The 24,477-nt window shown below is 67.8% G+C and carries 14 protein-coding genes; 4 read left to right on the forward strand and 10 right to left on the reverse strand.

The annotated features are described in order from the left end of the window. Positions 1-49 precede the first annotated feature (49 nt). On the reverse strand, positions 50-1,336 hold the full coding sequence (gene kynU / locus J2T21_RS08140; protein WP_307580318.1) for a kynureninase: 1,287 nt from the start codon (positions 1,334-1,336) through the stop codon (positions 50-52). Positions 1,337-1,481: 145 nt separating this feature from the next. Between kynU and J2T21_RS08145 the strand changes: the two genes are divergently transcribed. Beyond that, on the forward strand, positions 1,482-1,982 hold the full coding sequence (locus J2T21_RS08145; RefSeq protein ID WP_307580319.1) for an Lrp/AsnC family transcriptional regulator: 501 nt from the start codon (positions 1,482-1,484) through the stop codon (positions 1,980-1,982). 28 nt (positions 1,983-2,010) lie between these two features. On the opposite strand, the gene J2T21_RS08150 is transcribed toward J2T21_RS08145, so the two are convergent. The 6 genes from J2T21_RS08150 to J2T21_RS08175 all read right to left on the reverse strand — a co-directional run bounded on the left by J2T21_RS08150 (position 2,011) and on the right by J2T21_RS08175 (position 11,847). Beyond that, the gene (locus J2T21_RS08150) at positions 2,011-2,439 is read right to left on the reverse strand and encodes an SRPBCC family protein (RefSeq protein ID WP_307580320.1); all 429 of its coding nucleotides are present in this window, start codon (positions 2,437-2,439) and stop codon (positions 2,011-2,013) included. Positions 2,440-2,477: 38 nt separating this feature from the next. Beyond that, positions 2,478-3,611: an LPXTG cell wall anchor domain-containing protein gene (locus J2T21_RS08155; protein ID WP_307580321.1), complete on the reverse strand. Its 1,134-nt coding sequence runs from the start codon at positions 3,609-3,611 to the stop codon at positions 2,478-2,480. 407 nt (positions 3,612-4,018) lie between these two features. After that, positions 4,019-4,933: a hypothetical protein gene (locus J2T21_RS08160; RefSeq protein ID WP_307580322.1), complete on the reverse strand. Its 915-nt coding sequence runs from the start codon at positions 4,931-4,933 to the stop codon at positions 4,019-4,021. 663 nt (positions 4,934-5,596) lie between these two features. Next, complete coding sequence (locus J2T21_RS08165) at positions 5,597-5,956, reverse strand: hypothetical protein (protein ID WP_307580323.1); 360 nt, start codon at positions 5,954-5,956, stop codon at positions 5,597-5,599. Then, a complete protein-coding gene (locus J2T21_RS08170) occupies positions 5,941-11,409 on the reverse strand; it encodes a DUF6531 domain-containing protein (protein WP_307580324.1) in 5,469 nt (1,822 codons plus the stop codon). The genes J2T21_RS08165 and J2T21_RS08170 overlap by 16 nt, the downstream gene beginning before the upstream one ends. Before the next feature lie 156 nt (positions 11,410-11,565). Then, the gene (locus J2T21_RS08175) at positions 11,566-11,847 is read right to left on the reverse strand and encodes a pyrophosphorylase (protein WP_071214649.1); all 282 of its coding nucleotides are present in this window, start codon (positions 11,845-11,847) and stop codon (positions 11,566-11,568) included. 260 nt (positions 11,848-12,107) lie between these two features. On the opposite strand from J2T21_RS08175, the gene J2T21_RS08180 reads away from it, so the two are divergent. From J2T21_RS08180 to J2T21_RS08190, 3 genes are read left to right on the forward strand one after another with little or no spacing between them, the layout of a single operon-like run. After that, positions 12,108-15,143, forward strand: a complete 3,036-nt coding sequence (locus J2T21_RS08180; protein ID WP_307580325.1) for a hypothetical protein — start codon at positions 12,108-12,110, stop codon at positions 15,141-15,143. Further along, the gene (locus J2T21_RS08185) at positions 15,140-16,474 is read left to right on the forward strand and encodes a hypothetical protein (protein WP_307580326.1); all 1,335 of its coding nucleotides are present in this window, start codon (positions 15,140-15,142) and stop codon (positions 16,472-16,474) included. Before J2T21_RS08180 ends, J2T21_RS08185 begins: the two co-directional genes overlap by 4 nt. Positions 16,475-16,506: 32 nt before the next feature. After that, a complete protein-coding gene (locus tag J2T21_RS08190; protein WP_307580327.1) occupies positions 16,507-20,814 on the forward strand; it encodes an FtsK/SpoIIIE domain-containing protein in 4,308 nt (1,435 codons plus the stop codon). 28 nt (positions 20,815-20,842) lie between these two features. Here the strand turns inward: J2T21_RS08190 and J2T21_RS08195 are convergent, their stop codons facing one another. The 3 genes from J2T21_RS08195 to fbaA all read right to left on the reverse strand — a co-directional run bounded on the left by J2T21_RS08195 (position 20,843) and on the right by fbaA (position 24,358). Next, complete coding sequence (locus J2T21_RS08195; RefSeq protein WP_307580328.1) at positions 20,843-22,816, reverse strand: serine/threonine-protein kinase; 1,974 nt, start codon at positions 22,814-22,816, stop codon at positions 20,843-20,845. Positions 22,817-22,913: 97 nt separating this feature from the next. Then, positions 22,914-23,333, reverse strand: coding sequence for a DUF3151 domain-containing protein (locus J2T21_RS08200; RefSeq protein WP_307580330.1), 420 nt, complete (start codon positions 23,331-23,333; stop codon positions 22,914-22,916). A gap of 2 nt (positions 23,334-23,335) precedes the next feature. Continuing rightward, positions 23,336-24,358, reverse strand: a complete 1,023-nt coding sequence (gene fbaA / locus J2T21_RS08205) for a class II fructose-bisphosphate aldolase (protein ID WP_307580332.1) — start codon at positions 24,356-24,358, stop codon at positions 23,336-23,338. Positions 24,359-24,477: the final 119 nt, after the last annotated feature.

Consider the following 24,477-nt stretch of genomic DNA (forward strand, 5'->3'; position numbering starts at 1 on the left):
GGACATCACGGCCGCGGCGCCGGCCAAAAGACGGGCACCGGCGATGCCTCTAGGTCACGGCGTGGCGCGTGCGGTAGGCCGGCACGTCCCAGGAACTTGTTTCCAGGACGTCGCGCAGGATCTCCACGGCATCCCAGATATCGGTGTAGGAAAGGTACAGCGGGGTGAGGCCAAAGCGCAGGACCTCGGGTTCACGGTAATCGCCGATGACACCGCGGTCGGTCAGCGCCTGGATGATCGCGTACCCCTCGGGGTGGCGGAAGCTGACGTGGCTGCCGCGCTCGGCATGGATCTCGGGTGTGACCAACTCGAGCCCGAACTCGCCGCAGCGCTCGCGCACCAGGGCGATGAACAGGTCGGCCAGCGCGAGGGACTTGGCGCGCACCAGCTCGATGTCGGCCTCCAGTGCCACGTCCAGCCCGCATTCCACCATGGCCATGGAGGTGATGGGCTGGGTGCCGCACAAGAAACGGCGCACGTCGTTGGCAGCGGTGTAGCTGTCGGCCATCTCGAACGGTGCTGCATGGGACCACCACCCGGTCAGCGGTTGCCAGAATCGGCCCTGGTGGCGCTCGTTGACCCAGATGAACGCCGGGGAGCCCGGGCCGCCGTTGAGGTACTTGTAGGTGCAGCCCACCGCGTAGTCGGCGTCGGCGCCGTTGAGGTCCACCGGCACGGCCCCTGCTGCATGGGCAAGGTCCCAGATGGCCAGGGCACCTGCGGCGTGGGCCTTGGCGGTGACATCCTTCATATCCCACATGGCGCCGGTGCGGTAGTTGACGTGGGAGAGGGCCAGCACTGCCACCGAATCATCCAGGGCCTGCTCCAGGGTCAGGTTCTCGTCGATCAGGCGCACCTCGTAGTGCTCGTTGTTTTCAGCGTTGACCGAGTTCAGGAAGTCGCTGATCCCTTCGGCAATGTAGATGTCGGTGGGGAAATTGTCGCGTTCGGTCAGGATCACGCGCCTTGTCGGAGCGTCCTGCTGCTGGATGCGCACCGCCGAAGCCAGGGCCTTGAACAGGTTCAGGCTGGTGGTGTCGGTGACGACGGTTTCGCCGTCGTTTCCGCCGATGATCCGGGCCAGCTTGTCACCCAGCCTGCTGGGCATCTCAAACCACCCGGCGGTGTTCCAGGAACGGATCAGACCGTGGGCCCATTCGTTGTTGATGACCTCGGCCGCACGTTCGGCGGCACCGAGCGGCATCGGGCCCAGTGAGTTTCCATCGAGGTAGATCAGCCCTTCGGGGAGGGAGAAGCGATCTTTGAACGAGGCCAACGGGTCAGTTGCATCCGCTGCGTGGAGACTTGCGCGGTCCGTTTGGGTGGGAGTGCTCATGGTGGGGTTCGATGGCCTTTCTGGAATGCGTGCCGGGGTCCCTGCCATCGCTCGGCGGACAACGACGGGGAATGCCCATCATAGAATTATTCATGGTGCACTAGATAGGGCACTGAACAAGTGCCCAAAACCTCAGGAGTTTTCCGTGCTAAATTCTGGTTCCATCAAGAACCACACCAGCTGGCAGAACGCTGTTCGCCTCGATGATGTCGACCTGCGGATCCTTCGCGAGCTCAGCGCGGACGCGCGCACCCCCAACAACCTTCTGGCCTCGCGCGCAGGGGTTGCCCCGTCCACGTGCCTGGGCCGCGTCCGGGCGTTGCAGGATGCCGGGGTGATCCGCGGGTTCCATGCAGATGTCGATCCCGCCAAGCTGGGCCTGCGCATTGCCGCAATGATATCGGTGGTGGTTCGGTCCGAGGCACGCGACGCCATGCTGGAATCGGCACGCACCCTGCGTGGGCTTCCCGAGGTCCAGGACGTGTTTGTGCTTGGCGGGACACCGGACATCCTGGTCCATGTCGTCACCGATTCCATCGAGTCCCTGCGGGATTTCGTGGCCGGGAACCTCGGTGCAAACCCCGCGTTCTCCTCGACGCAAACCAACATCGTCTTCGAGCATCTGTCCGCTGCCAACCCGGACTGACACGTACTGGGCGAGGCCTGGCACGTCGTTACGGGGCTGCCTCCGCATAGGAACGCAACGACTTCAAGGTATCGGCCTCGGAACCTGCGATGGCGGACAGCAGGTCCCCGACCTCGTCCCGCAATTCCTCGGCCGCGTCCACGCTGATGGTCAACCGGACGCGCGTTTGCTCGGATTCCTCGGTGAGCTCGTAGCGGTAGAGCACGCTGATGTCTCCGCCGCCGGAGGACAGGGCAATGACCCGCTCTTCGTGCAGCTCCGTGATGAGCAACTGGCGTTCGTGGGTCCCGGAGCGGTAGTCAAGCACCGCACCGGGGCTGGTGAGTTGCTCCGGTTCCATGGAGTCGACGCCAGGCATCCACTTCGGGGCCGCAACCCAGTCGGTGAGTAGTTCCCACACCCGTGTCACCGAGAGGTGAATCAGCTCCTGAGTATCCAAAGCCTGAAACTGTGTCATAGCCGAATCGTGTCACGCGTCGGTCCAAAATGAAACGCTTAGTGGCCCCGGGGCTTCCTGCGCATTCGCAGTGCGAAGGCACCGAGCAGGAGCATTGCGGCACCCGCCCCGGCGTAGACCAATACATCGCTGGATCCGGTCTCGGCCAGCTCGCCGGTCTGGGAACTCATGATCGGTTTGAGGACGGCCTTGACGATCGGCTTCTGGTCCAAGACCGGCTTGGTGACCGTGCCAGCGGGCTTGATTTCTGGCTTGGGGGTTTCGGCGGGCTCCGTCGGTTCCGGCCTTGCTGACGATTGGGGCGACCCCGATTCCTTCGGATCGAGGATCCCGGCGTCCACCACGCCGCTCTCGATCAACCCGAAAACGATCTCCTCAAATGCTTCCTGTGCGGCGGCTTCGTTACCGTCGAACATCCATAGCAAGTGCTCGTAGAGCGCGTCAAGATCCGTTTCACGGCCATGCTCAACGAGTTCTCCAATGATGGAATCGAGTTCCTGGAAAGCAGGCTCGTTCTCGAGCACTTGGGCGATCTGCATGATGAAGTCCTCCCACTGGGCATCGGTCCAGTTTTCCGCGCCTTCCGGGATCTCGATTCCTTTGAGCCACCACGGCAGATCAACGACGTCACTCTCAACCTCGGTAGCATCGCCTATTTCGCTTTCGGGAACTCCGGATCCCTCGGACTGCGTGGATGTCGGTCCGGGGGGCGTGGGCTCCACGGCCGGTGCAGTCGCGAGACCCGAAGTGCCGTCCGAACCGGCGTCGGTGACGGGACCGGTGCCCAGGGTTTCGGATACGGCAACGCCGTCGGGGGTCTCAGCCGCGTCGCCATCTGGCGAAACCGGTGTTTCAGACGCCTCCGAGGCCGAGCCGCTTCCCGTGGAGACCTGCTGGGCATCGACTTGGGATTCGTCTTGGACGGCTTCGACGCCAACCGTTTCCTGGTCTTCCGCGGCAGCAACACCAAGGTCCGGCACGGTCGCCGGATTCGGTTCTTCATCGGCGGTTTCAGCAACGGACACGGTGGCGTCTTGAATGCTTTCGGTCACCGCACCTTGCGTTGTTTCAGCCTCGCCCCCGAGGATCTGCGCTTGCACGGGGGCCGAGCTGAGCAGCAACCCGGAGGACACAGCGGTGGCGAGCAACGCGGTGCGGAGATTCTTTGTCATCTGTGCGTTCCTGTCCCAGGGCCAATGCGGTGAAAGCAGGAATCAACACCAAGAAACCAGCGGTCAGATCCCTATTGAAGTGTGGTGCGACAACGACGTTGAGGATCAATCTATGGCACCGCACAGGTTTCCACCAGTCACGATTTGGCAACGGCTTCAAAGGGACCCGGGCCGAGGAATTCCGGCTCACGAAAGTCGGTTCGTCACCGAAGAAAACCCTGAAGAACCCGGCGAATCTCACTGGCCACCTACTGCTTTCTCGAATTGCGAAAGTGCCGCCCCAGGAGCAGCGAACTCTTTGTCATCGGGAGCAGCCACAGGCTGACGACTGTCCGATGCCTCCCTCAAGCCAAGGTCCAGCTTCCTGGCCAGCCCTGGCTCCGATCCACGGTGGCTTCCACGTCGAGTCAGCTCAGTTCGTCTTGGGGGTATAGAGACTGCCACCGATGCATCGGGGCAAACTGGTTGTCCGCGATGCCGTTGATGATGCTGCTCGCGAAGTCCCGATCGAGCAACTCGCCGATCAGCTTGTGGGCCTCGTTCGACCCAGGGGCCCAACCCGAAGGGCACCTTTTCAGCACCGTCCATTCCGGAACCGCGGCACGAATTGGCGTGAATTCGATTTCAACCATCTGTTCGGAACCAGCGCCCACCCAGCGCGCCCTCACCCGCGGGACGGGAAGTAGCCCGGACCACGTGCTCACACCGTCCGATGCAGGGACCAGCGCCCATAAGGAAGAGACCTCGCTTTCCGCAACCCCAACCCGCCGCGCCATTCGGTCCAGCGCGACCGCATATCTGCGCGGAACCGACAAATTCTGGTCGATCGACACCGAGATGAGCCGCCCCATGGCAGGACCCGCAAGACCGTGGCCAAGGAGCGCATACACGTCCAAGACCTTTGACTCCCCCACAAGGCGGCTGAACCACTCGGCCACCCATTGGCACTGCATGAGATCGGCACGCGCCGCATTGTCCGATTCCGGCCATAGGGGTTCGTCATCATCTCCATCCAAACCTCGCCAAGGCCCCTGCTCCTCGTTCTTGGCACGCATGGCCCACAAGGGCCAACGCCTGCCAGCCGCGCGGTCGGCTGCCTCGACAATCCTGGCCGCAGCCTGCGCGTCGATCAGGTTCGATGACCCCAACGTGCTTCCGGGTTCCCGCTTCACGCTCATGGCATCGGCGGGAAACCGCGACCTCAAACGGAACGCTGGAATGGAAGCACCCTTCGGTGTGGCCTCCAACTCATAGACGGCCGCAGATGAGCGATGCATATCCGGGATGAAGATCTTCCGGACACGAAACCTCGGATTATTCATGAAAAAAATCTTTCCCTTCTGGTCCTGTGGAAGCGTGCCGACCGGCCAAGCTCCCGGTGCCTCCCGAGAAGGATTGGATGGGCCCCTCGTAGATCTCGCGCTTCCCCGACGATGTTGACGCCCTTCTGAGTACTTTGTTTTCTTGCTGAATATGTCGGCTCGTGCGGGTCGACCGTGCTCTTCGGGGAGTTCGAAAACCCCTCAATCACATCAGGCAGGGGATGCACCGCCCGCAACTGGCTTTCGAGTTGACGCCTCCTCGCACCGCTAACCCAAGACGGCAGGAACCAGCGTCTCCGACTTCGCATGTTCCGAAGAACGATCGCGCACTTCGCGTCTGGAAATTCATCCAACTCCTGAATGTCATATCTTGAGACCCCGCCAAACTTGCCAATATCGGGAGCGTTGAAACTGCCTCTGTCACCAAAGAGCGCCCGTGCTTCGATCAGACCTTCACTTCTGGACTCGGGATCGTGCGCCGCGTTCGAGCGTTGCCCAAGATGGCTGAAGGCCCGGGTCCACTCGGCCTGATCACTTATTCAGGAACAGACGCACCATTGGGCGTAAGTCCGGGGAACGACTGGTTCCGCGAAGGACTTCGCTGAGCAACGGTGCTCTGCTTGGGGCCCCTCGCGGTGGCCGTCTTACTTGTTTACGACTTAGTCACCATCGAAACCCATTGAAAATCCAAGATAGTTTTGTTTCCCGAAGATTTCGACGCGCGAACACCCGAAGTGTCTTGAGCAGGGCGTAGTACTTGTCGGTCTCATCCTCATCGGGCGAGCCATCGGGCTTTTGAACATAGATAACGAGGAGGCCGTCCTGGTGCGCGCCGAATGAATTCAACACCGCCTTGCAAATCTCGTGCAGTTGATACGCCGTCACTCCGTTTTCGAGCCGGTCCGCGGCTTCCTCGTACATTCGTGCTATTCGAGGTTGGCGCATTCCGTCGACGTACTGCGCAAACGTGCGCATTTGCCTTGCCACGTCCTTGAACGACTTGTCATTTAATTGAGCGGCCATGTGCCCGTAATCTCTCCGCGCTTCCAGGACTCAGGTATGTAGGTCTGATTTGTACCACCGTTGTAATGCGTTCCATCAAGCCCTGTCTGCGGTGCAGCATAGCCTGTATATGTGGTCGTGCCTGGCGTGAACTTCGCTTCAAAAGCATGATCGATGGGGCTTCTGCCGCCGGTAGGCCAATCCAAAAGGATCGCCTTTTCCTCCCTGACCTGCGCAATACTCGTAGGCTTGTCCGTAGACCACGATCCTCCAAAGTGCCTACCGTCAATTTCGCCAGCACGGTACAAGGTCGTTTCCCCGTGTGTGTAGCCGGAACGGTACAGGCCTGCCGTGAAGGTCGAGGTGGTCTCTCGGTCCAGCCATTTGGGCTTGTAACCGGTGACCCCACCGGTGATGCCGCCGATCGTTGCTCCGGTAAAGCCTGATTGCGCGAAGCCACTTACCGTATGCGGACCATCGCTCATCGCATAGCCGGAAACCCCGCCAACCCCTCCTTCAACCGCGCCGCCAGACGCCGCAGAAACCGCCCTGGCGGTCAAGCTACCACCGTACTTCCACGCAACCAGTGCGCCGGTACCAGCACCAAGTGACCCGGAAACGCCGCCGATGGCAGCATCGACGCCCACCTTGCCCCAGTCAACGGAACCGTTCTGGGCTTTTTGCGTGGCTACCGAAACACCACCGGAGACCAGAGCACCAGCACCCGCCATCAAGGCAAGTCCAGCCGGTCCACCCACGCCTGTGAACATCAACCCGACGCCAACGACAATCGCGGCGGTGGCAGCGACATACTCCCAGTTCTCGGCCCACCAGTCGCCGGCGGCGGCCAGGGCGCCATTGTTGCCGTCCCGGTACGCCTGCAGCTCCGCCTCGGTCACGGCCCGTAAGCCGAGCGGATCAATCGCATGCAACGGGTCGTTGCCGGCAAACGAATACGGATTTCCGGCCCAGCCCGAACCCACCACCGGATCCAGCGGATCAACCGACAGGAACCCACGCGTCAACGGGTCATATGCGCGGGCACCAAACCAGTCCAGCCCCGCCACCTGCAATCCGCCGGAAGCGCCCACGGCCAACCCCGGGGGAATCCCCGGAAGCGCATCCGCTGCCGTGCCCCACGGACTGCCCGCCTGCGTCGGGTGCGCACTGCGCCACCCGGCCGACAGCACCGAGCCGCCGACGACTGTCACGCCGCCGGGCAGCGCCACCACGGACTGGTCGCCCACGGACATCAGGCGGGGGGCAACCTCCGCAGAGTCCCACCACACCGCGGCGCCATCAACCTCTGCCAGCTCGCCAAGGGCGTCAACCCACAATTCGCTGCGGGACGTTTCCCCGGCGGAATCCTCCGTGGCCACGGCACCCAGCCAGCCCCCGGGCGACCATTCGAAGGATTGCACCGAACCATCGGGGGCCACGGCCTCGGTCCGGCGGCCCAAGCCGTCGTAGGAATAGGTGCTGGCACCGGCGGCGTCGGTGCGGGAACGCAACTGGCCTGCGGCGTCATAGGCGAGCTCCGCGCCGAGTCCTTCAACGGATTCGGCGACCAGCCGGCCGGAAAGGTCGTAGCGCCATTCGGAGACGACGCCGTCCCCGCGGACCGAACGTTCCAGTTGGCACGCGGCGTCGTAGAAGAAGCGGGTTTCAGTGCCGTCGGCCAGGATTGCGGCAATGCGTCCGTCGGCGTCGCGACGAATGAGGGTTTCGGTCACCCCGTCGACGGTGGTCGTCGTGTGGCGCACCAATGCACCCTCAACGTAGTCCCAGTTTTGGACCGCGTCGCTGGCGACAGCGCCGACCATCCGCCCGGCGGCATCCCGCTCGTAGGCAATCCGGCCGAAGACCGGATGCTCGACGACAACCACGCGCCCGGCGGCATCATGGCCGAACTCGGTGCGCGTTCCCAGCGGGTCGACCATCGCGGTGCGGTTGCCGTCCGCGTCGTATTCCCATGACGGACCGGCCCCGTTGCGCCGCCGCTGGATGAGCTGCCCGCGTCGGTTGAAGCGCAGCAACTGCTCTACCGCTGCCCCGTCTTCCCGGGTGAGGTCGGAGATCCGCACGGTCCTGGAGCGTGCATCGCGGCTGACCTGCATCAGCTGCTGCCCGTCGACACCCAGCCAGACCTGGCGGCCGGCTTCGTCGTAGCGCCATTCGGTGCGCCGCCCGTCCGGATCGCACTGCCACAGCTGGCGGCCGGCCGGGTCGAATCCCGCGGTCGTGCTCCGGCCCAGCGGGTCGGTCTCGGCAACGACCTGGTCGGCTTCGTTGTAGCCTCGGCGCGTGGTGGCGCCCAGCGGATCGGTGACGGTGACCAGGCGGCCGCGCGCATCGTATTCGTAGCGGGTCACCCCGCCCAGTCCATTGACGGCCTCGATGAGTTGGCCCGCCGCATCGTAGCGGAACTTGCGCCGCCCGAACGAGGAATCAACGGCCCGGACCATCCTCCCGGCCAGGTCGTACTCGAAGCGCGAGGTGCCGCGGCCCGGGGTATGGCGCGAGGCAACCCTGCCGACGGCGTCGTATCCCAGGCGCTCGGTTTCCCCGCCGGGGAAGACGCGGGCGACGACGCGGGAGTCGGCGTCGTATTCCAGGGTGGTGCGCGCACCGGTCGGGTCGATGCTCGCAGCCGGGCGGCCTGCGGCGTCGTACTCGAAGCCCGTGACGGCCCCGCCCGGGGAGCGGTGCTCGATGACCCGGCCGGCGGCGTCGCGGCGCAGCAGGGTCAGCCCGCCCTCGGCATCCACCAGTTCAACCGGGCGGCCGCACGCGTCATAGGTGACCAGCTCGGTGCTGCCGTCGGCGCGCTCGGTCGCCACGGGCCGGCCAAACTCGTCGCAGCGCACGCTGCTGCGCTCGAAGGCGTCCTGCACGGTCACCGTTCCGGAGGCCGCGTCCGCCGAGATCTGCTGGCGCACGCCGGTCGGGTCCACCACCGCGGTGAGCTCGCCGTTCTTGTTGTACTCGCGGGACCAGGGGTGCCCGGCCGGGTCGGTGACCTGCGTCAGGCGCGAGAGCGCGTCGTGGGCAAAACCCCAGCGGGCGCCGTCGGGCAGCTCGACGCCAGTGACCAGGCCGAAGTCGTCGAAGCTGCGCGTGACGGCGCGGCCCAGCGGGTCGACGGATTTGGCCAGCTGGCCGTGGGGGCCGTAATGCATCTCGGTGCGGGCACCGAGCGGGTCGGTGACCACCGCCAGGGCGCCGCCGGGCGCGTACTCGAACTTCCACAGCGCCCCGTCCGCGTCCCGGCGGGAGCCCCGCCGACCGCTTGCGTCATACCGGTAGGTGGTCCGGGCCCCGCCCGGGGACACCGCCTCGGTGACCCGGCCGGCGGCATCGCGGTGCAGGGTGGCGGTGTTCCCGAACGCGTTGGTGATGGTGGACAGGTCCCCGTGCGCGTCGTAGCCGAAGGCCAGGGTTACCCCGACCGGGTCGACGACCTTCTCCAGCAGGCCCTCGCGCCAGTGCAGTTGCGTGCGCCCGCCCTCGGGATCGATGATGAGCGAGGGGTTGCGCGAGGAGTCGTCCGCGTATTCGTAGTGCACGGTGGCGCCGGATTCGGTCACCACTGTCACCGGGCGGTCGGCCTCGTCGTAGCCGTAGGTGATGTCGGCCCCGCTCGGGGTGAGCGTGCGGATCTTGCGGCCGCGCCGGTCGTAGGCGTGCACGGTCAGGGAGCCGTCGCGCTCGGTGGCGGAGACCAGGTTGCCGTACCTGTCGTAGCTCATGGACTGCCGGTTGTCATCCGCGTCGATGACGCCGACCAAGCGGCCCCTGGCATCGGCGATCCAGGCATTGGAACGGGTCCCGTCCGCATCGGAGACCACGGTAAGGCGGCCGGGCAGGTAGGCGAAGCGGGTGACCCGGCCGAAGGCCGAGACCTGGGTCTGCACCCGTCCGTGCCCGTCGTAGGTGTTGACCACCTCTTGGACGCCGGCGGCGTCGGTGACCGCCTCGATCAGGCCCGCATCGTTCCAGCGGTAGCTGCGCACCCCGCCCGGCCCTGCGGCGGAGAGCAACTGCCCGTTCCCGTCGTACTCGAACTCCACGCGGCGTCCGTCGGAGGCCGCAAGGGCCGCGATCCGGTCCCCCGCGAATTCGGTGCGCACCCAGCGGCCGCGTTCGTGGGCCAGTTCGGAGATGCGTCCCTCGGCGTCCCGGCGCACCAGCACCGCGGTGCCCTGGCCGGTGTCCGAGGACAACCACGTCCCGGCCGTCGTGAACACCCAGCGGGCACCTGCGTTGTCGCGCGCCACGAGGACCTCGGCGGATTCCGCCGCGTACTTGGTGCGTACCCCATCGTTCAGGGTTTCCCGGGCCAGCCAGGAATTTTCCCCGTCGGCCCGGTCCCAGCCCTCGCCGAGGCGGGGGAACCACAGGTGGCGCCCGTCGGACAGCACCATCCAGGCGCCTTCGTCCTCCAGCTCGAGGCGGGTGTCGAACACCGAGGCCCAGCCAAGGCCAAAGACCCCGGTCCGCTCGTCAAGGGAGTTGTAGGTCCGCGTGGCCGCCAGCGCCGACGCGGCTCCCGCGAATCCGAGGTCGACCTCGGTTTCCAGGAAGTTGCCGGTGGAGGTGTTCACCGGGTCCATCGAATAGCCGGTGGTCGGAGGGGCGCCGAGTGCGAATGCCGCGTCGATGGCGATGTCCTGGCGGGTCGCCCCGACCCCTTGGGCCGCCAGGGCCGCCATCAGTGCCGAGTCGGCCAGCCGCGAGACGTTTCCCTCGCCGCCGGCAGCGGCGAAGGCGTTGGCGATGGTCAGGGCCCAGGCCACGTCCTGGTCGTTGGCCTCGAGCCACTTGTCGAAGCCGTTGACGACTCCGTTGGCGTGCAGGGAGCCGTAGCTGCAGCGGGACGCGAAGTCAGCCAGGTGTCCGCGCAATGCCGCGGGCCGGCCTGCAAGTTCGGCGTTCAGGTTCGCCGAGCCGGTGGCGAATGACCGCAGGTCGCCGGGGCGGGCGGCCGATACGCCGGTGTTGGAGCCACCGCCGGGGGCCGGTGTCTGCCTGAGCCCGGTCACGGGAGCCGAGGCCTCGATGCTCACTTCCTGCGCCGGGGGCCCGACGGGCGGATCTTCCTCGCCGAAAACCCAGTCCCATCCCCGGGCCAGGAAGTTGTCCCGGCGTTCGTCCCGGCGCTGTTTCCATTCGCGGGCCATCCGGCGGCGTTCGTTTTCCTTGTTGGCTTCTTCCTTCAGCGACTTGGCGCCGGTGGCTGCCTCGCGCAGGCGTGCCGCGAGCTCGGTCGCGTCCGCGGACGCGACGCGTGCGTTGTCGGCGAAGAGCTGCGAGAAGTGTCCCTTGAACTCGGTTCCGGCCGTAGCCACCAGAGACGAGCGGGAGCCAGACTGCTCCTCGATGCTCAACGCAGCAAGGTTGAACGCCGAGATCAGGGCGTCTGCCGTCCCGTTGTCGAACACAACGTCATGGTCAAAGACCCCCAGATCGGCCACGCAAAAACTCCCTCATCAGCCTGCGGAACCAGCAGGTTCCCGAACAACTACCCGAGGAACCTCAGCGGCCTCGGCTTACTTATAACGACGGAAAACGCCCCCGCCGCCAGGGGCGGCGCCACCTTGTGGCGGCAACGGGGGCGTTCCAGGGGCTGGCTAGTTTCCGCCGCCCGCGGTGAAGATGTTCGTCGAGATCTGGTTCAGTTGGCCTCGAAGCTGCTCAAGCTCGGTGCGTGCCTTGTCCAGCGCGGCCTTCGTCTCGGGCCACGTCGAACCGCGGAACTGGGAAGCCAGGGGGCCGTCCCACACGTTCGGGTCCGACAAGACCCGTCCTTGGGCATCCAACTGGCTGATCTGGTCGGTGAAACCGCCGTTGATGATCGCCTGGATCTGCTGAATGGCCGTCTTGGCCTGCTCCGTTGATAGGACACGCGACATGAAATCCTCCAAGAATCTTGGTGATGTCCCCGCGCCGATGCGCTATTCGGAGACTCGAACGAAATAACACTAACAAGATGACAAGGCTCGGCCAAGTAACGCGGGGCACTTATTTCCAACATCCGCGCGAATGCGGGCAACTTGGCGCAACACGCCGTTTCAACTTGTCAATGAACGGATTTGGCTACGGCGCGGGTTTATCGATTCGGACGATGCACCACCTATTATTCAAGAGGAATTTGAATCATGAAGGGGAGCAAGTGGCCAGCACACGCCCAGCCAAGAAGAACGCAGCACGACGAACGTCCGGCCCGAGGCCCGCCCGCGCGGCCGGCGCGATCCTGGCAGTGGCTGCAGTGGCCTTCACCGCAGCGTGCACCAACGCGCCGAACGTTGTCGGCACGCCCTCGCGCGTGCTGCAGTCGGTAAACGTGGGCCTTGCCTCCAACGGTTCGATCTGGGCGGTCAACGGGACCGCCATCTCGGTGGACGACACCACGGGTGATTCCTCCAGCGCGGACACCTCCTATGTTCCGGGCGAGGTCGCCAGCGACTTGCCAGTCCGGGTGAGCGCGCAGTACCGCACCGCGGAGAAGACCGGCACCAATCTCGAGGAGCTGGCAGGCTACACCGGCCGGATCGAGATCGGATTGACCGTGGAAAACCTGACGGTCGCCCCGCGGGACGTGACCTTCGACGTCGCGGGCCAGTCCCGCACCGAACCGGCGCTCGTGGGCGCCCCGATGACCATAGCCGCCTCCACGGTGCTCCCCGGCGTCTCCCCCGGCAACATCGTGGGCGAATCCGGGTCCGGCTCGGCCGGGACCAACGGCATCATCAGCGCCTCGCCCGAAGGCGAGGCAGTCATCCAGTGGGCAACTCTCCTCGCCCCTCCGGCCACCGGCGCCAGCACCACGCTGCGCCTGGTCGCCGATGTCACCGACTTCGTCGCCCCGGGCATCGACGTGGCCGTGCAGCCCGGCATGTCCACCGACCTCTCGGTGGATGGAGTGCTGGCCTCCGCGTTCGACACCAGCCCCACATCCGAGCTCGCCCTGCAGCGGCGCACCATCGACCTCATCGCAGAGGTCAATGACGTGCTCAGCCGCGCGGGTTCCACCATCACCGACGTGCGCGGCAACCTCGAGAGCACCTCGAAGACCTTGGGCGTGAGCACCGCCGCCCACCTGAAGGAGAGCAGCGACTCCCTGGCCGGGACCCTCAGCGGTCTCAAGGACCAGCTCGGCTCGCTCAAGACCGACTTGGACACTACCGTCACCGGCGCCGAGACCACGACCCTCGCGCAGCTCTCGCAGACCGTCAACACCGTCGACGCCATGCTGGGCGACACCTCGGTCGGCGTGCCGAAGGCAACGATCAAGGGCAACGGCTGCGCCGCAATCGTTGCACCCGCAGGCGAAACCGCGACCGTCTACTCCAGCCTGGTGCTGATGTCCGCCCAGCTGGACGGCTACGCCCGCTCGACCGCCGGCTGCCGCGACGAGGTGGCCACCGCCCTGCAGAAGACCGTGGGCCCGGCCCAGCCGAACGCGGAGAACTGCACCGAGGCATCCCTGACCTGTGCGTTCCATGCTTCGTCGATCACCGTGACCGGCGCCCTGCTGAAGCTGGTGGGCCAGGGCGACAAGCTGGTTGCGACGCTTCAGCCCGAGGTCATCACCGGCGCGCGGGCACAGCACCGGATCCTTTCAGACGGAATCGACGAGCTGGCCATAGACGTTGAAGCTTTGGACGAGGCGGCAGCCACTGGCGATGCCAGCAAGGAACAAGAAGCCAAGGCGACCAAGGTTGCGCTTCAGGAGCTCCGGGACACGGTCAAGAACGTTGCCTTCCCGGTTGATGAACTGAAGACAGCCATTGACAAACTGGTCGCGGACGAGCGGACCAGAAACGAGAAGATCAACACGATCGCCTCGGACACAATCAAGCTCGTCGAAGACCACAAATTTCCGATGGATCTAGAAAATCCATGGGTGTTCGAACCGAGTGAACACACGGACGAACTCGACTTAATGACCAAGCAAAATGACAGGCTTGCCGCTGAAATGTGTGCTCTGATACCAAAGGGTGTCGCCACTGGAAGCACGTCATCTAAAACGCTCACCGACGAATCTCCCTCGCGTGAAGACATCGAGGAGCTTCGGTCATACCTGACGTCAATTCCGTGCAGCGGCACCGATCCCGAGACCTTCGAGGCCCTCGCCACAGACTCCAAGCCGTTGCACGAACGGATGCAGAATCTAGCCGATGACCTGGACGGCGAAGCCAGTGACCAAGCCCGTGAGTGGACAAATTGGGCCGATAACGAGGCCTCGACATGGGACGCGCGAATTGAACGTCATGCAGCGACCCAAATTGCGGCATGGAAAGACGTTGAACAGTTGGCCTCCAAACCAGTCTTGGACGGTCCCGCGTATGTCAAGATCGACGAGGCCAATGCGAGCCTTTCAAAGAGCCTTGAAGCCGTCAACACCAAGGTCAAAGAACTGGATGGCACGTTGAAGGGTAGCGACAGCCTCCGAGGCGAAATCGAGTCACTGCGCAAAACCGTGAACGCTGCCAAGGCAAGCCGGAACTCCATGGGTGCGGCGCTCCTGACCCTGCAGAAGCAGCAGGACGAGCTCGAGTCTGGCATCACGAAGGCCTTCGAGGACACCCAGGCGGCGATGACCGACGAAGTCACCGCGTTGATCGACAGCCAGATCCGCGTGGTCTCCGCCCAGGGAGCCGAGGGCAGCGACGCAGTCGTGAAGGCCTTCGACCGCTCGGTCGCCGGCTTGTCCTCGACGGCCGCCGACGTGGAAGTCAACGCCAAGACCACGGTAGACAAGCAGCACGCCGAATTGGCCAAGCAGGATGCCGGCCTGTCCGAGGCGGTCAGCAGGCAGACCGCCGCCTCGCTCGAGGAAATCGCGCGGAGCACCGGGGCCTCGACGCGGGATGTCGAGGGCGCCTCGAAGCTCCTGGCCTCCGGCCTTTCCAAGGTCATGCTCGACCTCGGCGACCGCAAGGTCAACGGCTCCGGTCTGCTCGGCTCCATGGCCACCAGTGCCGCGAAGGCCGACACGGCCGACTACCAGCTGGCCCTGGCCACCAAGAACGCCCAGGGCTACGCGAACGTCCGGGCCGAGGACGTTGCCGGGATCCTGCTGCGCCAGGCCCAGTTCAAGGCCTCGCTCGAGACGGTGTCGGCACTGCCGACCTTCCACCTCGAGGTACCGGCGGGCGCTGCGACGCAGACGCTGTACTCCTTCCGCCTGGGAAGTGCCAAGTGAATTCCCTCGCCACCCGCCGAAACCTCATTTCGGCAGGCGTGGTGGTCGTGGCAGTCGCCGCGGTCATCGCGCTGTCGGTCTTCCTGTTCCGCCCGGCCGATGCGGCCAAGGGCGATCCGGTGGAGGCGGGCGTCCCGGTGGCGCTCTCCGCCGCCAACGTTCCTGCCGGCACCAAGCTCGGCGTCGTGCTGACGCACGGCTCCGGGTCCGGTGCCGCCTGGAAGGACGCTGCCCAGGGCGCGGCCGTTGCCGCGCACCGCTTCTCCCTGGCGGGCACGCCCGTCACCCTGTCCACCGCCGATGACCGGGGCACTGCCGAGGGAGCACACAAGGCCGTGGAGAAGCTGGTCTCCGAGAACGTCGCCGGGATCGTGGTGGCCACCGACGGCCCGCAGGTGCCCGACGCACTCTCCGCCGCGGCGGACGCCGGGGTCCCGGTGCTGCTTCCCTATGACGCGGGCAAGATCGAATCCGCCGGGCCGGCGTGGCGCACGGGACCCACGCAGGCGCAGCTGTCCAAGGCCCTGTCCTCGGCCCTGGCCGGCGCCCGGCGCCCGCTGCTCATCGACGCCGGCGGCGGGGCCCCGGATTCCGTGGACGTCTCCGCAAGCATTTCCTTCGAGCCGGGCGCCGATCCGGAGGCGCTGGCCGCGGATGTGGCCCGCCGCACCGGGGTGGCCGAACCGGCGAAGGCCGACGGCACCCCGCCACGGGCCCCGGTGGCCAAGCCCGCCGACGCCATCCTGCTCACGGGCAGCCCGGCCCAACAGGCGACCGTGGTCCACGCCCTGCAATCGGCCAACGTCGCCGTCCCCCTCGTGCTGGCGCCCGGGGCAACCAGCCCCGCTTTCGCCGCCGAGCTTGCCAAGGCCGGCGGCACCGCCTCCGGGCGGCTGTCCACCGCCGGCGCGGACGCCACGGACGCCGCGGCCCTGCGCCCGGATGACTCCGGACGTGCCATGTCCGGCTTCCTCGCCGGCCTGCGGGTCCTGGCCCAGGAGCCCGAATCCATGAACCTGACCGGGGATGTGCCCTTTGCCGACCTCGCGCATGCCGCTGACTCGCGCAGCCACGACGCCGTGGTGGCCCTGGTCCGTGCGGTCTCCGCCGCCGGCAGCAACGATCCTGCCAAGGTCGCCCAGGTCCTCGGAACCCTCGTGCTGGGCCCCGCGGAGGGGATCGCCGGAGGCGCACTGGATTTCTCCCGTCCCGACGCCCTGGACGGTGAAGCCGTGGTGCTGCACCTCTCGGACCAGGACCTTGGCCTGCGCCCGCAGGGTTCCTCCGGCGGTGCGCCGGTCTCCTGGTTCGCGCGCCCGGCCATAGACTGACCCACAGGCCCCCCCAACGAAAGGAGCGCGCGGTGCGCGTGCTGATCCGGACCGATGGCCAGCGGCTCGACCGGGAGCTTGGCGGCTTCGCTCCAGCCACGACGCTCGCGCAGCTGCTGGTGTCCGCCGGCGCCGCCGCCCCGGCCCCCGGCTCCACGTTGTACGTGGATGCCACCGCGGTGCCCGCCGACACCCCGCTTGCCGAGTTGCTGCTGCTGGAGGGCAGCACCATCTCCCTGGCCCCGGTCCCGCGCCCGGAACCGCTGCGCGGCTGGAGCGCCACTATCTCCGGCGGGCTGGAGGCCGGGGCCATCGTCCCGCTGCCGGCCCACCGCCCGCTGCTGATCGGCCGCTCCCCGCAGGCGGATCTGGTGCTGGGAACCGAAAGCGCCTCCTGGAACCATGCAAGCCTTCAGCTCGAGGGCGGCGGCGTGCGGGTACGCGACGCCGGCTCGACCAACGGCACGTTGCTGGCCGGGGAACCGGTTGACGCCGAGGGCGTGCTGCTCACCGCGCCCGCCACCCTGCTCATGGGCGGCACGACGGTGCTGCTGCGCCCGGACCTCGTCGAAAGCCCGGCCCCGGAACCCGGGTCGCTGCACAACCTCACCCCCGCGCACACCGCGCCCTTCAACCGGCCCCCGCGCCCCGGCAACCCGCCGGAACCCGACCCGCTGTCCCCGCCGGTGCGCAAGGACGTCCCGCCGGCCTCCAAGTTCAGCTACATCACGGTGCTGGCCCCGCTGCTGCTGGCAGGGGCCATGGTCCTGATGCTCGGGGACGCCCGCTTCGCGATGTTCGCCGCACTGAGCCCGGTCATGGCCGTGGGCATGTGGTTCGAGCAGAAGCACCGCCGCACCAGGAACCTCAAGGAAGAGGACGAGCGGTTCACCGCGGCCCTGGACGACTTCGCCGCCGAGATCGCCGAGGCGGCCGCCGCCCAGGCCACGCGCCGCCACGCCGAAATCCCCGACCCCGCCACCACCATGCGCATCGCCGCGGTGCCCACCACCGGGCTGTGGCAGCGCCGCGCCGGATCGGAAGGCTTCCTGGCGCTGAACGCGGGAATCGGCGACGTGCCCTGGGCCCCGAAGCTCGACGACCGCTCCTCCCCCGTACCCGATCCCCTGGTGCGAGAAGCGCTGGCCGCCAGCCGCATCCCCGCCGCCCCGGTGCGGGTGGACCTCACAGACGCCGGCGTCGTGGGCATCGTCGGGGACCGTACCGGCGCCCTGGCCCTTGCCCGCTCCCTGCTCACCCAAGCCGCCGTGCACGCCGGGCCGGCGGATTTGTCCGTCGCGGTGTTCTGCGACCGCGGGCGCGCCGGGGAATGGGATTGGGCCTCCTGGCTGCCGCACACCCGCCGGCTGGGCACCGGCACCACCGAACGCTGGCTCTCCGATGACCGCAAGCGCAGCGCATCCCTGCTCCGTGCCCTGCGCGAGGGACTCGACGACTCCGCCGGCGGCACCACGCTGCTGGTGCTGGACTCCGAGGTGCTCACCGAGGGCCGCGACGCCCCTGCGCGCGAGTTGCTGGGCCACGGCCGCTCGGTCCCCGGGCTCGGGAGCCGCGGGCCGGGGCAGGGACCGCGGGTGGCGGGCATCGTGATTGCCGCCTCCGAGCGGCAGCTGCCGGCCTCCTGCACCACCGTGATCACGGTCGGTGCGGACGCCGCTGCCACGGTGCACGACCTCGGCGAGCTCACTTTCGTTTCCGACGTGGTGCTGGCCGGCATCGGCATCGAGGCAGCCGAGCGCTGCGCCATGGACCTGGCCCGCTTCGACGACCCGGAACTGGTGGTGCCCGGCGCGGCGCTGCCCTCCCTGGTGCGCCTGCCCGAGCTGCCGGGTATGCCTTCCCCCGACGCGGCCTCGATCCGCGCCGGGTGGGCCAAGGCCAAGGGCTTCTCCGCCCCCATCGGCACCTCCGAGTCCGGTCCGATATCCCTGGATTTGGTCAAGGATGGGCCGCACGGGCTGGTGGGCGGCACCACGGGTTCGGGCAAGAGCGAGTTCCTGCGCTCGCTGGTCGCCGGGCTCGCCGCCCGCAACGACGCCACCCGGCTGAACTTCATCCTCATCGACTTCAAGGGCGGCGCCGCGTTTGCCGCCTGCGAGGCGCTGCCACACACCATCGGCACCATCTCCAACCTCGACGAGCAGCTGGCCGACCGCGCCCTGCGCTCGCTGGAGGCGGAGATGGCCCGCCGCCAGCGGATCTTCGCCGCCGCCGGGGAGGACATCGACAACCTCGACGCCTACCTGGCCACCCACCCGGCCGAACCCATGCCGCGGCTGCTGCTGGTCGTCGACGAGTTCGCAATGCTGGCCAAGGACTTCCCCGAGGTGCTCTCCTCGCTGGTCTCCGTCGCGGCCGTGGGCCGGACCCTGGGCGTGCACATGATCCTGGCGACCCAGCGCCCCGCCGGCGTGGTGAACGACGACATCCTGGCCAACACCAACCTCCGGGTGGCGCTGCGGGTGCAGAGCCGGGACGATTCCTCCAACGTCATCGGCGTGCCGGCGGCCGCGGGCATCACCCGTGCGCAGACCGGTCGGGCCTACATCAAGCTGGGCCAGGACGAGATCACCGCCGTGCAGACCGCGCTGGTCACCGGGCGCGCGTCGCGGGCCGATGCCGCCGAGCTGGTGCTTGAGGACATCGGGCACTTCGGGCTTCCGCTTCCTCCCCGGCCCCCGGCCCCGGGCGCCGAATCCGACGCCAGCGACCTGGACGAACTCATCGCGGCGATCACCGCCGCCCACGAGGCGGCCGGCTTCGGGGTGCCGCGCCCGGTCTGGCCCGTGGCGCTGGGCGAGCGCGTCCAGCTTTCCGGCTTCGCCGCAACGGACCCCGGCGACGGCCCGGCCCACCGGGCCTCCGGGATCCCGGAAGTGGGCGCGGTGCGCGGACGCTGCATCGAGGTGGCGCTGAAGGACGAGCCGGAGGCCCAGCGCCAGTCCCCGGCCGGCTGGGACCTGGCCCGCGGCAACCTGCTGTTGCTGGGCATCGCCGGATCGGGCACCAGCACCACGCTGGCATCCCTCGCCCTGGCCGCCGCGGCCGCCAAGGACCCGAAGGAGCTGGACCTGCTGGTGCTTGACACCGGCTCCCGCGCCCTGGCCCCGCTGGCCGCCCTGCCGCACACCAGCGCCTACGTGGGCACCGGCCCCGGCTCCCGGGAACAGCAGGCCCGCTTCCTGCGCCACCTGCGCACCGAGTTGGCGCGCCGCCGTGCGGATCCCGCCGCGCGCCGCGAGACGCTGGTGCTCATCGACGGGCTGGCCACGCTGCGCGACGAGTTCCAGGACTACGACGGGCAGGGGCTGCTGGACGCGCTGAACCGGGCCTACGCCGACGGCCCGGCACTGGGCCTGCACTTCGCCGTGTCCACGACCCGGGCCAAGGCGGTGCCCTCGGCCATCGACGAGGTCACCGTCCAGAAGTGGCTCTACCGGCTCGCGGACCCCTACGACTATTCGGCGCTGGGCGTGCGCGGGTCCAACATCCCGGCCGCGGTGCCCGGGCGCTGCGTGGATGCCGGGTCGCTGCGGCAGATGCACATCGCCACCCCCGCCACCGACCTGGCCACCGCGGTGGCCACCGTGGCCGCGCGCTTCCCGGAGGCCGAACCCAAGCCCGCGGCCATCGGCAGGCTGCCCGAGGAGCTCACCGTGGCCGAACTCGGCGTGCCGGCACAGCTGGACGGGGAGCCGTGGCGCTTCCCGGTCGGGCTGCGCGAGGAGGACCTGGCCCCGGGCGTGCTGGAGGTCTACGAGGGCGAGCATGTGCTCATCTCCGGGCCCGCGCGCTCGGGCAAGTCGACGCTGCTGCTGGCCCTGGCCGAGTCGATCCGCGCCGCGGCCACCGCAAACGGGCAGCCGGTGGCGCTCTGGGGCGCCTGCGACAGGCGCTCCCCGCTGGCGACCGCGGACCTGGACAAGGTGGCGGTGGGCGCGGAGGACCTCCCGGCATTGCTGGCCTCGATCCGGCTCGAGCGCGGGCCCGTGGTGCTTTTGGTCGACGATGCCGAGCGCTTCGAGGATTCGGACCAGTCGCTGGCCAACCTCTTGTCCTCTTCGGCGCAGGTGTGCGTGATCGCCGCGGGCCGTTCCGCCGACCTGCGGGGGCTGTATGCGCACTGGACCAAGACGCTGCGCAAGTCGCGCTGCGGGGTGCTGTTGGTTCCCGACGTCGACTACGACGGGGAGCTGTTGGGCGTGACCCTGCCGCGCCGCGCGCCGGTGGCGGTGACCCCGGGCCGCGGCTACCTCTGCGTCGGCGGGGTCCCGGCCTTCATCCAGTCCATGGGCCCGGAGGCGGCACCCGGCGCCTGAACCGCGGTACGGCGGCCACGGCGGGGTGCTACTCGCGGGTGGTGATGGAAAACGGGTCGCTGGCCAGGTCGGTGAAGTTGCCGACCCCCGCCCGCAGGATGCAGCTCGGGGAGACCGACAGCGCCGTGACCACCAGCCCGTCGGCGGAGACCGCCAGGGAACCGGAGCAGCCGTCTGAGAAGCGCACGCCCTCTTCTCCCCCGGCCACCGCGGCGAGCATCGCCGAGGCCTTGCCCGTGGACGGGGAGGCGTACAGCGGGTTCAGCACGTCCGGCCCGCCGGGCCACACCGGCACCAGGGTGACAGGCAGCGCCGTCTGGCTCACCGTGCGCGCCGGGGTGGTGACCAGGATGTCGCGCAGGCGCTGCACCGGGTACTCCGAGCCGCCGGCCTCCGGGTCCGACACCGCGGCGGTGGTCGCCGCGGCCGCGCCCTGCAGCCATTTCCCCAGCGCGTCCTCGCCGGTGAGTTCCACGGGGATCCGCGCGCTGGCCTCCACGCTGCCCTTGGCCGGAACGGCGATCCCGGAAAGGCTCCACCCGCAGGCTTCGGAAATGCCCGTCAGGCTCGGCTGGTTGCGGGTGACCTCGATTTTTTCCCAGGTCGCCGGCGGGCATGCTGCGGAGCCTGCGGCGCCCGGGAGTACCTCGAGGAAGGGTCCGGCCAGCGGCGCCTTCTGCGCCGCGTAGGTGATCGTCAGCCGCACTTCCTTCGCCTGCGCGTCGTATTGGGCGCTGCGGCTGACCGACAGCCCGCTGGGCAGCGGGGCGTCCTGTTGGCTCGCGGTGGCATCGGGCGCCGGTGCCGCGGCGGGGGCGTCGGGCCCGGCCAGGGCCACGGCCCCGACGACAATCGCGCTGGCCGCCACGAGCCCGGCGGCGATCAGGGCGATGGCCTTGCCGGTCAGCCACGCCGGCCGCCGGCCGGAGGATCGCGGGGCGGGCGCCGACTGGGGACGGGGCCGCTGCTCGGGCCGGGGCATCGAGCGCACCACGGTGTGCTGGCCGGCCGGTCCCAGATCGGGGATCTCTGAGTTGGGGACACCGATCCCGGGACCCGCCTGCGCACCGGGTTCCGGCTGCGCAGCCGCGCCGCGCAGCACCGTCGCCGGACGTTGCAGGGGCTCGAACGCCTCGGGCCCTGTGGCAACGGGCAGGGCAGACAGGTCGGCGAACCGGGCGGAGAGGCGGCGCAGCAGCGCCGCGGCCTCGGGGGCGCCGGGCCGTTGGCGCGGATCCTTGTCCAGCAGGGATTCGAGCGCCTCCCACACGGCCTCGGGCACCGCCAGGCGCGGCGGCATGGTGGTCACGTGGCGGTAGGCGAGGGTGAAGTCGGTGCCGGTGCCGGCGAACGGGGTGCGTCCGGCCAGCAGCTCGTAGAGCATGATCCCGGTGGCGTAGAGGTCCGCGGCGGGCCCCACCTCGCCGGAGCTGAGCAGTTCGGGGGGCATGTAGGCGGGGGTCCCGACCAGGCCGGTGGTGTGCCTGGCCCTTTCGTGCACGACCGAGGCAATGCCGAAGTCCGAAACCCGCACGGCGCTGGCGAGTCCCGGTTTCCAGGGCTCGGCCAGCAGCACGTTATCGGGCTTGATGTCCCGGTGCGCAGTGTTTCGGGTGTGCGCGTACGCGAGCGCGTCGAGCACCTCGGCGCAGAGCACCAGGGCGTCCGCGGCGGGCAGGGTGTGCCGCTCCTCGAGCAGGTCGCGCAGCGACCCGCCGGCCACCAGGTCCATGAGGATCGCGAGCCGCTCGCCCTCGACCACGAGATCCCTGACCGCGACGATGTTAGGGTGCCGCAGCCCCAGCAGCACGGAGCGTTCCTTCACGAAGCGTTCCACCAGGGCGGGGTCGTGCGCGTGTTCCGGGCGCAGCACCTTGGCCGCGAGGTCGACGCCGCCAGAGAGCGCGCCGACCCGCCACACCTCGCCCACCGCACCGGAGCCGATGGGCTCGATGAAGCGGTAGGAGGCGCCGAGCGCGTCACCGGGCTGCACGTTTGCCATTGTTCGTTGTTGCTCCTCGGTTAAGCAGCAATTGTTCGTGCCGGACCACAAGGTCGGAACGAACAATTGCCAGCCGGGCCCACGGCCCGTAGGGGGTTTACTCGGCTTCGAGCGCCGCGGCAGCGAGCGGGTCGGAGTCGTTCAGGAAGCGGCCAATGCGCTCGACTTCCTCGGCTTCGCCGATCGCGGCGGCGGCGCGCTGCAGCGCATAGAGCGAACGCAGGAAGCCGCGGTTGGGTTCGTGTGCCCAGGGCACCGGACCCTGTCCGCGCCAGCCGGCCTTGCGCAGGGCATCGAGTCCGCGGTGGTAGCCCACCCGGGCGTAGGCGTAGGACTCGACGACGTGGCCCTCGGCGTGCGCCTCGTTGGCCAACAGGGCCCAGCCGGTCGAGGAGGCCGGGAAGGCGGCGGCGATGTCCACCGCTTCGTCTCCGGCCTCCAGCCGCGCGTTGACCTCGGTTTCCTCCGGCAACAGCGTTGCGGGGATGCCCAGCAGGTTTGCTCCAAGATCGGCCATGGTTACTTCAGCGCCTTTCCGGCGGAGCCGAGCTGCTGTGCGGCCTCCACGATGCGGGCGGCCATGGATTCTTCGGCCTTGGCACCCCAGACGCGTGGATCGTAGGCCTTCTTGTTGCCGACCTCGCCGTCGACCTTCAGCACGCCGTCGTAGTTGGAGAACATGTGTCCAACGACCGGGCGGGTGAAGGCGTACTGGGTGTCGGTGTCGATGTTCATCTTGATGACGCCGTAGGAGACCGCGTCGGAAATTTCCTTGGCCGAGGAGCCGGAGCCGCCGTGGAAGACCAGGTCGAACGGGTTGGCCTTGCCGATCTTGGCGCCGACCTTTTCCTGGATGTCCTTGAGCAGCTCGGGGCGCAGCTTGACGTTGCCCGGCTTGTAGATGCCGTGCACGTTGCCGAAGGTCAGCGCGGTGATATAGCGGCCCTGCTCGCCGGAGCCCAGTGCGGCAATGGTGGCCAGGGCGTCTTCGACGGTGGAGTAGAGCTTGTCGTTGATGGCGTTTTCCACGCCGTCTTCCTCGCCGCCGACGGCGCCGATCTCGACCTCGAGGATCTGCTTGGCGGCGGCGGTGCGCGGCAGCAGTTCCGCGGCGATGCGCAGGTTCTCTTCAAGGGTCTCGGCGGAGCCGTCCCACATGTGGGAATTGAAGAACGGGTTGCGTCCGGCGGCGACCTCGGCCTCGGATGCGGCCAGCAGCGGCAACACGAAGTCATCGAGCTTGTCGGCCGGGCAGTGGTCGGTGTGCAGGGCGATGTTCACGCCGTAGCCCTTGGCCACTTCGCGGGCAAAGGCGGCGAAGGCCAGCGAGCCGGTGACCATGTTCTTGACCGAGGAACCGGACCAGTAGGCTGCACCGCCGGTGGACACCTGGATGATTCCGTCGGATTCGGCCTCGGCGAAGCCGCGGATGGCGGCGTTCAGGGTCTGCGACGACGTCACGTTGACTGCGGGGAAGGCGTAGCCGCCGGCCTTCGCAGAATCAATCATGGCGTTGTACTGTTCCGGGGTTGCGATGGGCATACTGACTCCTATGTAGATAAGGAATGTGTGGGGAGTAGACCTCGTTGGCTACCTCCATCCTAGCTACTTGTGTGCTGGATCGCTCACGGGATGACGCACCGACCCGGAGGGTGACATGC

It is taken from the genome of Paeniglutamicibacter psychrophenolicus, from assembly GCF_030812255.1.
In the GTDB taxonomy this organism is placed as follows: Bacteria; Actinomycetota; Actinomycetes; order Actinomycetales; family Micrococcaceae; genus Paeniglutamicibacter; species Paeniglutamicibacter psychrophenolicus_A.

Bases quoted from the DNA above. Each gene is read 5' to 3' on its own strand.
- kynU (WP_307580318.1), bottom strand. From the start codon at position 1,336: ATGAGCACTCCCACCCAAACGGACCGCGCAAGTCTCCACGCAGCGGAT.
- J2T21_RS08150 (WP_307580320.1), bottom strand. From the start codon at position 2,439: ATGACACAGTTTCAGGCTTTGGATACTCAGGAGCTGATTCACCTCTCG.
- J2T21_RS08155 (WP_307580321.1), bottom strand. From the start codon at position 3,611: ATGACAAAGAATCTCCGCACCGCGTTGCTCGCCACCGCTGTGTCCTCC.
- J2T21_RS08160 (WP_307580322.1), bottom strand. From the start codon at position 4,933: ATGAATAATCCGAGGTTTCGTGTCCGGAAGATCTTCATCCCGGATATG.
- J2T21_RS08165 (WP_307580323.1), bottom strand. From the start codon at position 5,956: ATGGCCGCTCAATTAAATGACAAGTCGTTCAAGGACGTGGCAAGGCAA.
- J2T21_RS08175 (WP_071214649.1), bottom strand. From the start codon at position 11,847: ATGTCGCGTGTCCTATCAACGGAGCAGGCCAAGACGGCCATTCAGCAG.
- J2T21_RS08195 (WP_307580328.1), bottom strand. From the start codon at position 22,816: ATGGCAAACGTGCAGCCCGGTGACGCGCTCGGCGCCTCCTACCGCTTC.
- J2T21_RS08200 (WP_307580330.1), bottom strand. From the start codon at position 23,333: ATGGCCGATCTTGGAGCAAACCTGCTGGGCATCCCCGCAACGCTGTTG.
- fbaA (WP_307580332.1), bottom strand. From the start codon at position 24,358: ATGCCCATCGCAACCCCGGAACAGTACAACGCCATGATTGATTCTGCG.